General features: G+C 43.3%; 15 protein-coding genes. 3 read left to right on the plus strand and 12 right to left on the minus strand.

All coding sequences use genetic code 11. The features are described from left to right. Positions 1-21: 21 nt before the first annotated feature. From flgK to flgB, 10 genes are all read right to left on the minus strand, one after another. Entirely contained in the window at positions 22-1665 is a 1644-nt protein-coding gene (gene flgK / locus ACIPUA_RS07575; protein ID WP_449059527.1) for a flagellar hook-associated protein FlgK, read from the minus strand. Positions 1666-1807: 142 nt separating this feature from the next. Next, positions 1808-2788 (minus strand): flagellar assembly peptidoglycan hydrolase FlgJ, encoded by a 981-nt coding sequence (gene flgJ / locus ACIPUA_RS07580; protein WP_048606792.1) that lies wholly within the window; start codon positions 2786-2788, stop codon positions 1808-1810. Further along, positions 2788-3891 carry a flagellar basal body P-ring protein FlgI gene (locus tag ACIPUA_RS07585; RefSeq protein ID WP_042844261.1) on the minus strand — a complete coding sequence of 368 codons (1104 nt, stop codon included), beginning with the start codon at positions 3889-3891 and terminating at the stop codon, positions 2788-2790. Before ACIPUA_RS07585 ends, flgJ begins: the two co-directional genes overlap by 1 nt. Before the next feature lie 33 nt (positions 3892-3924). Continuing rightward, complete coding sequence (locus tag ACIPUA_RS07590; protein WP_173424802.1) at positions 3925-4707, minus strand: flagellar basal body L-ring protein FlgH; 783 nt, start codon at positions 4705-4707, stop codon at positions 3925-3927. Between the two features lie 81 nt (positions 4708-4788). Next, on the minus strand, positions 4789-5571 hold the full coding sequence (flgG, locus tag ACIPUA_RS07595; protein ID WP_042844262.1) for a flagellar basal-body rod protein FlgG: 783 nt from the start codon (positions 5569-5571) through the stop codon (positions 4789-4791). Positions 5572-5589: 18 nt separating this feature from the next. Continuing rightward, the gene (locus ACIPUA_RS07600) at positions 5590-6345 is read right to left on the minus strand and encodes a flagellar basal body rod protein FlgF (protein WP_042844263.1); all 756 of its coding nucleotides are present in this window, start codon (positions 6343-6345) and stop codon (positions 5590-5592) included. A gap of 15 nt (positions 6346-6360) precedes the next feature. Then, positions 6361-7581: a flagellar hook protein FlgE gene (gene flgE / locus ACIPUA_RS07605; protein WP_048606790.1), complete on the minus strand. Its 1221-nt coding sequence runs from the start codon at positions 7579-7581 to the stop codon at positions 6361-6363. Positions 7582-7608: 27 nt separating this feature from the next. Beyond that, positions 7609-8466, minus strand: coding sequence for a flagellar hook assembly protein FlgD (locus ACIPUA_RS07610; RefSeq protein WP_048606788.1), 858 nt, complete (start codon positions 8464-8466; stop codon positions 7609-7611). 12 nt (positions 8467-8478) lie between these two features. Next, positions 8479-8883, minus strand: a complete 405-nt coding sequence (gene flgC / locus ACIPUA_RS07615) for a flagellar basal body rod protein FlgC (protein ID WP_042844266.1) — start codon at positions 8881-8883, stop codon at positions 8479-8481. A gap of 5 nt (positions 8884-8888) precedes the next feature. Continuing rightward, positions 8889-9302, minus strand: coding sequence for a flagellar basal body rod protein FlgB (gene flgB, locus ACIPUA_RS07620; protein ID WP_042844268.1), 414 nt, complete (start codon positions 9300-9302; stop codon positions 8889-8891). Between the two features lie 208 nt (positions 9303-9510). On the opposite strand from flgB, the gene flgA reads away from it, so the two are divergent. The 3 genes from flgA (at position 9511) to ACIPUA_RS07635 (ending at position 11212) form a co-directional block, all read left to right on the plus strand. Next, positions 9511-10179, plus strand: coding sequence for a flagellar basal body P-ring formation chaperone FlgA (gene flgA, locus ACIPUA_RS07625; protein WP_131679912.1), 669 nt, complete (start codon positions 9511-9513; stop codon positions 10177-10179). Between the two features lie 280 nt (positions 10180-10459). Next, positions 10460-10762 carry a flagellar biosynthesis anti-sigma factor FlgM gene (flgM, locus tag ACIPUA_RS07630; protein ID WP_042844270.1) on the plus strand — a complete coding sequence of 101 codons (303 nt, stop codon included), beginning with the start codon at positions 10460-10462 and terminating at the stop codon, positions 10760-10762. A gap of 9 nt (positions 10763-10771) precedes the next feature. Next, a complete protein-coding gene (locus ACIPUA_RS07635) occupies positions 10772-11212 on the plus strand; it encodes a flagella synthesis protein FlgN (protein ID WP_042844271.1) in 441 nt (146 codons plus the stop codon). Positions 11213-11582: 370 nt separating this feature from the next. Here the strand turns inward: ACIPUA_RS07635 and flhA are convergent, their stop codons facing one another. Next, complete coding sequence (gene flhA / locus ACIPUA_RS07640) at positions 11583-13682, minus strand: flagellar biosynthesis protein FlhA (RefSeq protein ID WP_042844272.1); 2100 nt, start codon at positions 13680-13682, stop codon at positions 11583-11585. Then, entirely contained in the window at positions 13675-14826 is a 1152-nt protein-coding gene (gene flhB, locus ACIPUA_RS07645) for a flagellar biosynthesis protein FlhB (protein WP_449059528.1), read from the minus strand. Before flhB ends, flhA begins: the two co-directional genes overlap by 8 nt. Between the last annotated feature and the right edge of the window lie 32 nt (positions 14827-14858).

The raw sequence follows: 14858 nt of genomic DNA on the forward strand, positions 1-14858 counted from the left end.
CCCTTATTATATTGCTAAAACTTAGAATGCACGCATCAACGCATTAAACAAATCATCCACCGTTTTTAATACTTGCGCATTCGCATTAAAAAACTGCTGGATCTTCTGCATTTGAATACTTTCTTCATTCATATTCACGCCTGAGATAGCCTGCTCTTGGGCATAAAAGCTCTCAGTCATTTTATTTTGTGTTTCCGAATCAATTTGGGCTTGTTTAGTTTTACTACCGACATCATTGACTAAGGTTGCGTAGAAATCAGAGAAGGTCGAGCCGCCATCAATCAGTTTTTGGTCTTGTAATTTAACCAGCTCTTTAATATTTTCATTATCACCTGGGCCACTATCTTTACTCCCCGCGGCAGCAAAGCCCGATGCATCACTAATCAATGTTTGCATACCGTTGATAACACCGCTCACAGGCTTAACAAGGAAAGAATCACCTTTTGTCATGCCTTGGCTATTGCTTATTTTGACTTCTATACCATCAAATTTCAGTGTGCCTGCGGTTGAATCATCTACCGAAACTTTAATGCCTTCAGGTAAGCGAGTGACATTCCATTCGCTACCATCAAAACGCATTTCATAGTTATTGCCTGTCACCTTAGAGACATCGCTATAGCTCAAATCGAAATCCGCTTTACCGCCATTATGAGTATTGCTAACAACGCTGCCTTTACCAATCTCAAAAAAGTCTTTACCCGTATTACCATTGGCATCATAGCCTTTGCTATGAACTTCATTGAATTTCGTTGCAAAAACTAATGCTAATTTATTGAGTTTTTGATAAGCCGGGTCAATCACTTCCTGACGAGAACGCAAAATACCGCTTAGCTCTCCCCCACGAAATGACCCATCTGGGATTTCACGCGCTTGGCCATTTGCTCCCACAAAACCGATACTAAAACGGCTATCGTCTTTTGATGAAGGGACTGCTTCTAAACGGTTAGCTTTTTCGCCAGTCACCAGCGGTAAACCATTGGCAAACGTCACATTATAGTTGCCGTTTTGTTCAATGACCTTAACCCCAACTAACGAGTTAACTTCATTTACTAAGCGATCACGCACATCCAATAAATCATTAGGTTCAGAACCGCTCACTGAACGTACACGGGAGATCTGCTGGTTTAGACCAGCAATTTTTTCCGCATATGTATTGATATCTTTCACCTTATTTTCGATTTGGTGATTAATATCCCGCTCCATTTCTTGTAAACGGCGATCAGCGTCTTTAAATTGACTTACCAACGCATTTGAATTGCCCAAGAAAACGTCAATCAATGTTTTATCACTGGCGTCACTGGTTGCTGCATCTAATGAAGTGAAAAAACTACCGATATTACTGGAGATATCTTCAATATCATTAGTAAGCAAATCATCGACTTTATTACAGTTTTTAACGTACGCCTCATAATCACCGCTGCGAGCGCGTGATTGGCTGTACTGTGCATTGATAAATTCATCAAACTCACGGCGAACATGGCTGAAATAAGTGCCGTTACCAAAATAGCCATTAGGTGTCATCGTACCGGGATTCTCCCCGAAAACAGCACTTTGGCGGTGATAGTAACCTACACCTGCGTTCGCTAAGTTGTTAGAAATCACACTTAACCCGCCTTGTGCAGCGTTCACACCACTGAGCGCATTATTCATTACATTGTTCAGCATAAGCTTTTCCTGTTCTAGATGCTGACCCCTTTAATTGGCTGACACAATCAAAGTGATAAGCAACTCAAATTATTTACAGCATATTTGGTTATCGGAAATTCAGCGTAATTGTTTAGGCCAAACTCGCATTAATTCCGTGTTTTTAAAAAATATCGTTTAAGTCTATGGTATAGGCTTGCACTGCCCTTGATGCCGAGGTATTTGCTGTCGGTTGATGACCGCGAATTTGGTTAATCAAGGTGATCAGTTTGTCTGAATAACTTGGGTCAGTGGCGTAACCGGCTTGATGTAAGCGACGCGCAGCAATTTCAGGCGTCGGCGCTTTTTTCACATCTTTATAGCGCGGGTTTTCGGTTAATAGACTGATATAATCAGCAATCGCTTCTTCGTATGAACCATAGACTCGGAAGTCATCGCGCATTTTTATTGTTTTGCCATTAATGACTTCGGTTGTCATGATATTAGTGACGGGTCCCTGCCAGTTTTTCCCAGCTTTAATACCAAATAAGTTATGGCTGGTTTTACCGTCACTTTTCAAAATTTCCCGCTGTCCCCAACCACTTTCTAATGCCGCCTGCGCTAAGACGAGAAAGTGTGAAATACCACTGTTTTGACTTGCAGCCTTTGCTGGTTCAATTAAGCGACGAATAAAATTACTGCTGTTAAGCGATAACGCTTTGATTTTTTGAAATGGTGCTGAAAGCGTATCCCCCGTAGGCGCAAAATGGCGCATCATCTGCTGCATATTAAATGGTGGCAATGTTTGGATGGCTTTTTCATCGAGCGGTAACATGCTATTGCTGAGCGCTACATTAGGCTCTATTTGCTCGCGCGTTAACTGTTGGTACATCATCTCACCAAAACCTAAGCCTTTTTGTGAAAGATCTTGGGCGATTTGCTGGTCATACATACTGGTGAGCATACGTGTTTGGTCGCTGGAAAATAAACCATCTTGGGGTAATGCGTCACGCATACTTTTTAGCATCATTTGGACAAATGTTGCCTCAAGTTGCTGCGTGACTTGGCGCAGCCCTTGCTCTGGGTTTTTATTCAGTTCGCCTTTTAGCTGGCCTAGCGACTGTAAATCAAACGCGGCACCTTGTAATAGCTGCATATCACTCATTAGATGATCTCCAATTTTGCACGCAAGCAACCTGCACTTTCCATAGCTTGCAATATTGACATCAAATCGTTTGGCGTCGCACCTAAAGTATTTAAAGCCTGAATAACTTGGTTTAATTGCACACTCGCATTCACTTTTTGCAATGAACCACCTTGGTCGCGTATACCGACATTGGTGTTACGGGTTACGACCGTTTGCCCACCTGCAAATGGGGTATCAGGTTGGCTGACTTGTGTTTGTCTTTCAACGGTAACCGCTAAACTACCATGAGCCACCGCACAGCTTTCGAGTGTCACACTGCGGTTAATGACAACTGAACCGGTCCGTGAATTGAGGATCACTTTTGCTTCTGCCATTGGTGTCCGCACGTTAAGTTCCTGTACCCGAGACAAAAAGCGTACTTGGTCACGGTTGTTAGCCGGAACTAATAATTGAACCGTACGCGAGTCCAACGCGGAAGCTGAACCGACTCCCCCCATACGGTTTATTGCATCTGCAATATCTTGCGCTAATGTGAAGCTATCTTCGTTTAATTGCAGGTTAATTGCGCCACTTTGCCCAAAGTTACTTGGTAGTTCACGCTCAATCGTTGCCCCGCCAGTAATGCGTCCACCATTAAGTTGATTCACTTTAATGCTGCTACCACCACCGCTTGCGCCAGCTCCACCAACCAGAATATTTCCTTGCGCCATGGCATAGACTTGCCCATCAACACCTTTCAATGGCGTCATCAATAATGTTCCACCCCGCAAGCTTTTTGCATTCCCCATTGAAGAAACAACGATATCCACAGACTGACCAGTACGCGCAAAAGGTGGTAATTTTGCGGTTACCATCACCGCTGCCACATTTTTCAATTGCATGTTAGTACCGGGGGGGACCGTAATCCCCATTTGCGACAACATGTTATTTAAACTTTGGGTTGTAAATGGGGTTTGCATGGTTTGGTCACCCGTGCCATCGAGCCCGACAACAAGTCCATAACCGATTAATGCGTTATCACGTACCCCTTGAACCGTGGTTAAATCTTTAATACGTTCACTGTGCGCTGCAAATACAAAACAGCAAAATAGCGATAGCAAAATTAATACTTTGTTTTTCATTGAGTTCTCTCGGCTATTCTCTCTTATGTTCAATTAATAAGGCGAAACATTTAAGAAAAAGCGTTGCAGCCAGCCCATGTTTTGCGATTCATTGATGTAACCATCACCCACATATTCAATACGTGCATCCGCCACCTGTGTGGAGCTTACATGGTTATCTGACCCAATGGTCCGTGGGTTAACCACGCCAGAGAAGCGGATCGACTCCGTTCCTTGGTTAATGGCAATACGCTTCTCACCGACGACATGTAAGTTACCGTTCGCCAGTAATTGGTCTACCGTCACGGTAATCGTCCCTTTAAAGGTGTTATTGGCATTCGCTCCGCCCTTACCACTAAAGTCACTATTACCTTTAATATCGAGTTCGGTATTCTTACCGCCAATCCAGCCTTGCATAAAGCCGGGCAGTATCGCAGCCAAGAAACCAGTTTTCCCAGTGCGATTCGCATTTGCAGACGAGTTTTTGCTAGCACTGACATTTTCTTGCAGATTGATAGTCAAAATATCGCCAACATTACGAGGGCGCCTATCTTCAAATAGGGGCTGATAGCCATAATATGCCGGCTGAGCACTTTGAAATATTGAGCCATTCGGTGCAGGTGCCGTCGGTGCACTTGGAATTGCCGTTGTCTGTGTGTCCACTAACGGACGTGATTTTATGTGTGCGCAGCCACTGGTAATCAAAACCAAAGCAATGACTAATCCCACCTGTTTGGTTGCGATTAAAGGCGTTTGCAACGCTATTTTTTGCTGTTGAGAAATCGTGCTGCTTTCAATCATCATGCTACTCTTTTGCTGCAGTGTACGTTCTACCATCACGAAGAGATCCCTCTCATAGGTAACTCACCATCGTGATTGCAAGTTACCTTTCTGTGTCTTTCCCGCTCAATAAACCAATTACAGCTGAGTTAAACGCTGTAGCATCTGGTCAGATGCGGATACTGCCTTACTATTAATTTCATAAGCACGTTGAGTTTGGATCATATTCACTAACTCTTCGGCAACATTGACGTTAGATGTCTCTAGCATATTTTGATAAATCAACCCTGCACCATTCGTTCCCGGAGCACTTTCATTAGGGGCACCTGAACTTGCCGTTTCCATATATAGGTTTTCACCCATACTTTCTAAACCTGCATCATTGATGAAAGTAGTTAAGGTGATTTGACCAATCTGTTGCGGCTGATTATCACCATAAACGGTGATAGAAACCGTACCATCACGTGCAATTGACATGCTGTTTGCGTTATCAGGGATCATAATCGCAGGGACAATTTGGTAACCGCTTGAGGTTACAAGCTGGCCATCTTGGTTGGGCTGCAATGCCCCATCGCGGGTATAGGCGTCGGTACCATCTGGCATTTGTACATGCAAGAAACCTTGGCCTCGAATAGCGATATCGTTGGTATTACCCGTTTTGTTTAACGCACCTTGTGCGTGAACTCGCATTGTGGCAACGGGACGAGCCCCCGTACCCATTTGTAACCCTGACGGTAACGATGTTTGCTCAGAGCTCATCGCGCCAGGTTGGCGAATATTTTGATACATTAAATCTTCAAAAACGGCACGTTGGCGTTTAAAACCATTAGTACTGACGTTTGCCAAGTTATTAGAAATAACATCAAGGTTGGTTTGTTGAGCATCAAGCCCTGTTTTTGCAATCCATAATGAACGGATCATAATAATTCCTTACTGAATTTAGCTGACGGCAAGCAATTGGTTTGCCCGCTGTGCATTTTCATCAGCACTACGGACTACTTTCATTTGCATTTCAAAATGCCTTGCATTGGCAATCATGGAAACCATGGCTTCAGCAGCATTAACGTTACTTCCCTCAATCACACCAGCGGTAACGATAGCGCGCTCACTTTGTGGAAGCACATTGCCATTAGCCGCTTGGCCTTGAGGTGATAAATGAAATAACCCATCTTCCCCACGAAGTAGGTCTTGTGGCTGTGCTTCAACCACTTTTAAACGGCCAATCTGCCCTAGCATCGTTGGGGGGTCGGTCGCCAATAGCGCTGTCACTGTGCCGTCTGTGCCGATAGTTAATTCGGCATTCGGCGGAACATTAATAGGACCACCATCCCCTTGTAAACGACGCTCGCCAATCATTAACTCACCTTCACTCGAAACCTGAATATTACCGTTACGCGTGTAGGCTTCGCTGCCATCGGCAAGTTCAACAGCCAAAAAGTGCTTGTCATTTAACGCCACATCTGTTGACTTGCCTGTATAGTTCAGTGGCCCTTGGCTCATATCTGCACCGGGTGTTGAGGCAACGACCAGTGTCCTTGTTGGTTCGCTGTCCCCGTTAATGGGCACAGCACGCATTGCCGATAGTTGTGCTTTAAAGCCCGCCGTTGACACATTAGCAATGTTATTTGAAACAACCGCTTGGTTTTCAAGCGCATGACGCGCCCCACCCATGGCAGTATAAATGACGTGATCCATGCCCACCCTCTCGGTTTATCGTAAGTTAACCAATGTTTGTAACATTTGATCTTGCGTTTTGATGGTCTGCGCATTGGATTGATAATTACGCTGCATCACAATCATACTGATCAACTCTTGGCTCATGTCCACGTTAGAAGACTCCAGCGCACCACTGGTTAATTTGCCGTATTGCCCTACACCCGGGACACCATCCATTGGGTTACCTGAAGCATTTGAAGAGGCCCAAACGTTACCACCTTGAGAAACTAAACCATTCGGGTTAGCAAAAGCAGACAGCGCAACTTGCCCTACCACACGTTTTTGTTGGTTAGAATAATTCGCAGTAATTAAACCGTTATCTTCAATTTTAAACGTGGTGTATTCACCGGCAGGAAAGCCATCTACATCAATAGCACTGACCGAGGATTCACTGACTTTCTGTTGGCGAGTTTTACTCAGATCGACATTTAACGTTCCATTATCCGCCCCATTTAACCCGTTATAAGCAAAGGCAAATGTGGCTTTATCAGCGTCTTTTAGCTTGCCGTTGCCGTCAAACTCTAATTCACCTAATTTTTTAGCTTCTGTGTCGTTAGTATCTTTTGCATAAGCCGTCCAGTTATTGTCAGACTCTTTGACAAAATACACTGAAATTTCGTGAGTATTACCTTGACTATCAAATGCAGTCATTGTGGTACTGAAATTATAAGTTGCTGAATCATCAGGTTTTGTTATATCAAACTTTTTATCTTTAACTTTATCTTCTGAATTAAGGTTAACTGTCAGTTTGGCTAAGTCTGATTTTTTAGCATCCATCATATCGGTTGGAATGTTAATTCCCGCAGGAACACCACCACTTTGAATAGTAACATTACCGTCCTCATCAACACCTGCCGGATAACCTGTGACGATCATGCCTTGGTTGTTCACTAAGTTACCGCTTTTATCACGTAAAAACTGGCCATCACGGCTATAGTAAATATCGCCATTTTTGTCTTGCACACGGAAAAAACCATTGCCAGAAATAGCGACATCCGTTGGTCTATCCGTACGTGTGATAGGGCCATCTTTAAAATTTTGTGTTACTGCTGCAACATTAACACCCAGACCAACGCCTGATCCTGCGAACATATCGGCAAAAGAGGTTGTCGCCCCTTTAAAACCATTGGTCGCGGAGTTGGAAATATTATTACCAATTGAATCCAGCCCCGCTGATGCTGCATTTAAGCCACTGACTGCTTGTGAAAAAGACATATTTTCTCCATGAGTATTGGGGATAAATTAAGATGAAGGATAAACTTTGAAGATGCTGCTCAGGGGGACACTTTGCCCAATACCAACATCTAATAATGGTGCGTCAGAACCTGGGGTCACGCCGTTGACGCGGGTATAACCTAGTTTTGTGACTTCAACTTCGGCTCCGGCTCTGACGGCTTTCACATCAAAGTAATATTTCCCTTTTGTATCTGCCACTAGATTTCCTTTGTTGTCGCGACCATCCCAAGCCATATCATAAATATCGGGTTTGACTTCGGTATCATAAGTAATGGTGCGTACCACCATTCTGTTTTTATCGCGAATAGTAATTTCAACGTTATCTGCCAATTTCGGCAAAAAGAAACCAAACGGAGATGAGATAAATTCGGACTGTGGTTCTTCGCTGCCGCCTTCATCACCCATCACACTTTTATCACTCAGTGCAAAGTTTGAAGGACTATCAGGGCTAATCCCCTCATCCGGTAATGGATTTGAAGGTTTAATGATTGAACTATCTTCGCCAGTGCTCTCTTTTTTAAGTGGCGCTAAAATAATTTCGTTGCGAGGAATAAGAACACCTTTGCCAACAAGCTGAGTGGCTTGTAATGATTGCCCTGAACCGATTTGTTGGGAAATACCACTAACGCTATCACTTAGCTTATTCATACTCTCAAGCGTTGCGATTTGTGCCAATTGACTGGTCAAGTCGGTATTTTCCATAGGGTTAGTAGGGTCTTGGTTTTGCATCTGTGTGACAATCATCTTTAAAAATGTGTCACGCATATCATCACTTTGACTTTTCTTTGGCACATTACTGGCAGCCGGCTCTGGACCGGCTGTAGTATTATCCAAAGAGTCGTACATTGTGGCGGCAATTCCCATTACAAACCTCCCTTACTGGCCTATTGTTAATGTCTTTTGCAATAACGTTTTTGCCGTATTCATCACTTCAAGGTTGGCTTGATAACTCCGAGAAGCCGAAATGGTGTTGATCATCTCCCCGACCATGTCGACATTTGGCATTTGCACATAACCTTTTTCATCAGCCAGTGGATGGCCAGGCTTATATTCCATACGCGGCGGTGCGGGGTCTTCAATGAGTTCACTCACACGCACACCACCCACTTCATTGCGCCCTTGTGGTGCCATTTGAAAGACCACTTGCTTTGCACGATACGGCTGCCCGTCCGGTCCTGCGACGCTTTCAGCGTTTGCCATGTTGCTTGCACTGACATTTAAACGCTGAGACTGCGCTGTTAATGCAGAAGCAGAAATATCAAAAATACTCAGTAACGCCATGCTTATTACCCTTGCTGTAGAACAGCCAACATACTTTTAACGCGGCTATTAATAAATGTGAGATCAGCCTGATATTTCAGGGTATTATCAGCGAATTGACTACGTTCAATATCCATATCTACCGTATTACCATCCATCGATGTCTGATAAGGAACACGGTATTTCAAGTCTAAATTTGGCGCTTTAATGCCTCGTCCTTCGATATGGCCTTTAGCTGTCACGGCAAGGGTGACGCCCTTTGAACCAACGACACCTTTGTCCATTGCTTGTTGAAGTTGACGATTAAAGTCAATATCACGTGCTTGATAGCCCGGAGTATCCGCATTTGCGATGTTTGAAGCCAAAACAGTCTGCCTTGCTTCGCGTATTGATAACGCCTGCTGCTGAAAAGCAAACGTGGCATTTAATTTATCAATCATGATGGCCCTCAATGGAAATAAAGCGACTCCTGAATCTGAACATTCGCTCATATAATTTAAAATTCGACCTGCATATCTTAGCCGTCTACTAAAAAATCTAATGGCAAGATAAAGGCAAAATAATTGACCTATTTGGCTCATTCATTATTAAAGACCTGCGTAAACTGCAATCGTGAAAAAGTTTGCTTACCAAGGAGGCTATCCCTACATGCGTTATCGTCAAAAGCTGTCATTTAGCATTGTAATTAGTGTATTAGGGTTAACCATTAGCCTTGCTCAAGCTTCATTACCTCAAGATATCAATCACTATTTCCGCCAAATTCACGGTAAAAAAAACCAAGTTTCTATTGAGATCAAAACGCCGATTGAACGTTGGCCAAGCTGTGAGAAACCCCAAATCAGTCCACCTATTGGGGGCAGAAATATGGGAAATGTATCTATTCCAGTGCAGTGTGGTAAGAAAAAACAATTTATTCAGCTAATTGTGAATGTGACGGGGCAATATTTCGTTGCAACACGTAATATAAATCGTGGTGAATCTATTGAGTTTGTGGATATTGGCAGTAAAAAAGGCTTATTACATAAGCTTCCCGCTGGAGCGAGTACTGATAAAATGGCACTACGCGGCGCAATAGCACTTCGTAATATCCCAGCGGGGCAAACATTTACCAAATCGATGATCCGACTCCCTTGGGCAATAAAAGCAGGTCAAACCGTATTTGTCTTTGCTAATGGGGAAAATTTTTCAGTGAAATACGAAGGAAGAGCCATTAATAATGCCACCATTGGGCAAAATATTCGTGTAAGATTACTCAATGGTCAAGTAGTCAATGGGTTAGCACAAGAGAATGGCAGTGTTAATATCGCATTAAAATAAATGCCATCAAGACCGAATATGACGAGTCTGTACTTAATGTCAACTCACTCAAAATGAACCTTTATTCTAAATAGTTCAAGTCGCATCAAGGCGACAAGTGAATGAGTCGCTAGGAGCTTACATAAGTAAGTGACTAGTGCGAATGAGCGTAAGTTAACGCAGAGGCGGCTTGAAATATGACGAATAAAGGCAATATTTTGTAACACTATAAAGACTAAAGATCCCACAAAATACGCCGATAACTCTCATATGATAAAAATCGGGAACAGGAAAACACATTATGGCTATTGAGCAAACACCTGCAATTTCTGCGCTAACTCAGGTAACAAACCGTGACCCACAAGATACGGCTACCCCGATGCGCGATAAAAAAATTTCGACAAATGAAATCATTAAAGAAAGTACATTTGTCCCGAGTGAGCTGCAAAAAAAATTATTACAGCCCCAAGCTAGCGATATTAACAGCGCTAAAGTTGAACAAATTAAACAAGCTATCAAAGATGGCACCCTGAAAATGGATGCAGAAAAGATTGCTGATGGCATTTTACGTGATGCACATGAGTGCATGTTATCAATGAAATAAATAACTACCATGACTGATGAACTATTAATCTTGCTAGAACAGCAACATGCTCATTTACAATCATTGCAAATCGTGATGAAAAATGAGGAACTACTATTAGGTTACCAGCGTGTTCCGCCTTCGCCTTTTCAGGAAACGACTGAACAAAAACGTTTCCTTGTTGCGGCGATAGGCCATGGGGAGACCCAGCGGCTACAACTCGAATCACAAGCAGAAATTACCGCGCCTTATGAAGGTAATACTGAATTAGCCAGTGTATGGGAAGCGATTAAAGTATTAACAACCAGCTTAAAAGAATTAAACTATCGCAACCACCAAATGCTGCAATTACATATAGAACTCAATGCTCAACGCCTAAACTTTGTAAAGAAACACAATAACCAATCCACTTATGGTGCTGATGGTTTAGAATCAAAACGCCCTGTTTTAGGTAAAAAAATTTCGATTTAAGCTGTGTTCTGCCTAGTTCAAAAACCCTTTTTTATCATCTCAAAGCCTATCAGACAGCTTACTCAATGACCTGATATAGCTTCAACATTAAGTCGACTAAAGGAAACCTACCGCCATTTAACCGACCTGCTGGCTATCCCCTGATATGCAGCCCATCTAAGAAGCCTCTGATAAAGGCCTAATTCAGTTTCCCCTCATAAACAAATTAGTTCATTTTAATCAGCTATCAAATGCGAAAAGGCCACTCGAATAAGAGTGACCTTGCATACTTTCTTTACGCTTTAACGTGGGTTCAAATATACGCCTCCGGTATATGCCTTAAAACAATGACATACCTATCCTACAGGCCATATAGGTTGGCGCAACAGGGTTAGCTACCACTAATCATCGAAGTCATTCTAATCTTACGGTGGTCAGTCATTTCTAAATTAGACATCACCACTAACTGCGGCAAACTTCGGCGTAAGAAACGCGATAAAATTAGGCGTAAAGCATGGTTAACTAATAACACTGTAGGAGCCCCCATCGCTTCTTGGTGAGAAATTGCTTGTTCTGCTTGAGTTTGAATAAACTGCGCAAGGTTAGGCTCTAAGCCCCCACCATTTTTGGCCGCTTGCAATAAAATCTGTTCAAGCCCCGCATCTAAACCAATAACTTGAATTTCTTCTGCATTACCAAACCACTGTTGAGTAATAGCGCGGCCTAATGCAATTCTCACTTGCGAAGTTAAATAGTCCGTGTCTTTTTGCTCGCCATTTTCCCCCGCCATTTCTGCTAGTGTTTCAATAATGGTACGCATATCGCGGATCACTACGTCTTCCATTAATAAATTCTGTAGAACACGGTGCAAAATTGTTAATGAGATGGTATCGGGGATCAGGTCATCAGCCAGTTTTGGCATCTCTTTTTTCACTCGGTCATATAACATTTGTGCTTCTTGGCGACCAAATAACGTGCTTGAGTTTTGCAATAAAATTTGATTGAAATGCGTTGCTACCGCGGTACTCGCAGACACTACCGTATAGCCTTGAATTTGCGCTTGCTCACGTAAATCATCATCAATCCAAACGGCAGGTAAACCAAATGCAGGTTCTTTAGTCTCATCACCTTGCAATGACCCCGCCGCATTACCAGGGTCGATAGCAAGACTACGCCCCGGTTGTGCTTCACCACGCCCAACTTCAGCGCCTTTAATTAAAATACGGTATTCACATGGGGAAAGTGCTAGGTTGTCACAAATATGGACAACAGGGGGCAAATAGCCTACTTCTTGAGCGAATTTCTTACGTAAACCACGAAGGCGACCCAGCAATTCACCTTGCTGCTCACTGTCAACGAGCGGTATCAATCGATACCCGACCTCCATCGCTAACAAGTCTTCTAATTGCACATCATCCCACGTTGCTTCAACAACTTTGTTCGCTTCTTGAAAATGTTGTGCTTGGTTGTTGTCCCCCGCGGCATTTTCCGGTTGCTGAGCTTTACGAACTAGATACCAACCCAATGCCGCTAACGCTGCAGTAAACAACAGGAAAACAAAGTTAGGCATTCCAGGTATTAAACCTATTAGCCCAAGGACCCCTGCACTGAGCCACATCACTCGCGGGTTATTGAAGAGTTGGTTGACCATCTGTTCACCCACATCTTCATCCGTTGCAACACGAGTGACGATAACCCCTGCCGCGGTCGAAATAATTAATGCCGGAATTTGGGCGACTAAACCATCACCGATGGTTAACAAGGTATAGGCACTGGTCGCATCCCCCAGAGACATATTATGTTGACCGACCCCAACAATTAAGCCTCCAATCACGTTAATCACCATAATCATGATCCCCGCGATAGCATCGCCACGGACGAACTTACTCGCCCCGTCCATTGAACCGTAAAAATCAGCTTCTTGGGTTACTTCGGCACGGCGTTTTTTCGCTTCGTCATCACTAATGATGCCAGCATTGAGGTCTGCGTCGATAGCCATTTGCTTACCCGGCATACCATCAAGTACGAAGCGTGCGCCCACTTCCGCAATGCGCCCCGCACCTTTAGTGATAACCATAAAGTTAATTAATACTAGGATGATAAATACCACAATACCGATAGCAAAATTACCGCCGACTAAAAAGTGGCCAAATGCTTCAACGACTCGCCCTGCTGCGTCTGGCCCTGTATGACCATCAAGTAAAATAATCCGCGTGGAAGCAATGTTAAGGGAAAGACGTAACAATGTGGCGAATAACAAGATGGTTGGAAACGCGGCAAAATCGAGGGTCCGTTTAGTGAACATCGCCACTAGCAATACCATGATGGAAAGTGCGATATTAAAAGTAAACAATAAATCCAATAAAAATGCCGGCAATGGCAGTACCATCATCGACAAAATCAATAAGATAAGAACCGGACCCGCAAGTATTTGCCACTGCGTTCCTTGTAAGTTTTTCGGCAATTTTAAAAGTGAAGCCAAATTAGCCATCTCGATTGTTATCTCCAGCAAAGTCCAGTGTTGGTGGCACTGGTAAATTTTTCGGTTTTTTCGGTCTGAGCCCACCTTCACGACGCCAACGACGTAATTGGTAAACCCATGCTAAAACTTCTGCTACCGCAGCATATAAGGCAACAGGGATACTTTGTCCTATCTCTGCATGGCGATATAATGCACGTGCTAAGGGCGGTGCTTCTAACTGCAATATTCGGTGTTCTTCACCGATTTCTTTAATACGTTGAGCAAAAACCCCGGCACCTTTTGCTAATACTTTTGGCGCTCCCATTCTTTTATCATCATATTTTAGCGCCACCGCATAATGGGTTGGGTTGGTGACTATCACATCCGCATTGGGGACATCCGCCATCATCCTATTACGCGCGATAGCACGTTGCTGCTGGCGAATTTTGGCTTTTATCTGGGGGTCACCCTCTTGCTGTTTAAATTCATCTTTGATTTCTTGGCGGCTCATTCTTAATTTTTTCAAATGAGAGCGAAATTGGTAAAACACATCAAACGCCACCATTGGGATCAGTAAAAAGGCAATTAAGTAGCCAGCAAAAATTACTTTTTGTAGTGCATTACTAAGGGCGGTAATCGGTGATTCCATCACTAAATGCAGCAATGATGGCCAGCTTTCCCATAAAAATATAAAGGCCCCTAACCCAACAAATAACGATTTCAAAATTGCTTTAAATAGCTCAGATAATGCATTCATTGAAAAAATACGTTTTAACCCTTTCAACGGGTTAAGTTTTTTCAAATCAAACTTAATCAATTTGCTATTAAATACTAGCCCGCCCACCAGTGACGAAGCCGAAATCCCAACGAGCGCCAACCCACCAATCACCGGAAGTAAAGCAAATAATGCCTCACTAACGACCCTAGCTAAGTAGCTGATCATTAAGCCCGTATTTTGTAAATAATGCCCATCAAAAATAAACCCTTGGCGAGCTATTTGTCTTAGTTGAGTTGCCAGATGCCCACCACTTAGCCACAGTAAGCTAATACCCGCTAACATCATCATTAACGAGCTCAATTCCTTTGAACGAACTATTTGCCCATCATCTTTGGCTTTCTGCTTTTTATGGGGAGTGGGTTCTTCTGTTTTTTCTACATCACTCTCGTCGGACACATCTGTTCCATCATTTTAAAATACGAGTTATC

This window comes from Providencia sp. AGC89 (assembly GCF_053543535.1).

Coding starts and splice junctions, on each gene's coding strand:
- ACIPUA_RS07600 (WP_042844263.1), bottom strand. CDS start 6,345: ATGGATCACGTCATTTATACTGCCATGGGTGGGGCGCGTCATGCGCTT.
- ACIPUA_RS07610 (WP_048606788.1), bottom strand. CDS start 8,466: ATGGGAATTGCCGCCACAATGTACGACTCTTTGGATAATACTACAGCC.
- flgE (WP_048606790.1), bottom strand. CDS start 7,581: ATGTCTTTTTCACAAGCAGTCAGTGGCTTAAATGCAGCATCAGCGGGG.
- ACIPUA_RS07585 (WP_042844261.1), bottom strand. CDS start 3,891: ATGAAAAACAAAGTATTAATTTTGCTATCGCTATTTTGCTGTTTTGTA.
- flgB (WP_042844268.1), bottom strand. CDS start 9,302: ATGATTGATAAATTAAATGCCACGTTTGCTTTTCAGCAGCAGGCGTTA.
- flgA (WP_131679912.1), top strand. CDS start 9,511: ATGCGTTATCGTCAAAAGCTGTCATTTAGCATTGTAATTAGTGTATTA.
- ACIPUA_RS07635 (WP_042844271.1), top strand. CDS start 10,772: ATGACTGATGAACTATTAATCTTGCTAGAACAGCAACATGCTCATTTA.
- flgM (WP_042844270.1), top strand. CDS start 10,460: ATGGCTATTGAGCAAACACCTGCAATTTCTGCGCTAACTCAGGTAACA.
- flgK (WP_449059527.1), bottom strand. CDS start 1,665: ATGCTGAACAATGTAATGAATAATGCGCTCAGTGGTGTGAACGCTGCA.
- flgJ (WP_048606792.1), bottom strand. CDS start 2,788: ATGAGTGATATGCAGCTATTACAAGGTGCCGCGTTTGATTTACAGTCG.
- flhA (WP_042844272.1), bottom strand. CDS start 13,682: ATGGCTAATTTGGCTTCACTTTTAAAATTGCCGAAAAACTTACAAGGA.
- flgC (WP_042844266.1), bottom strand. CDS start 8,883: ATGGCGTTACTGAGTATTTTTGATATTTCTGCTTCTGCATTAACAGCG.
- ACIPUA_RS07590 (WP_173424802.1), bottom strand. CDS start 4,707: ATGGTAGAACGTACACTGCAGCAAAAGAGTAGCATGATGATTGAAAGC.
- flgG (WP_042844262.1), bottom strand. CDS start 5,571: ATGATCCGTTCATTATGGATTGCAAAAACAGGGCTTGATGCTCAACAA.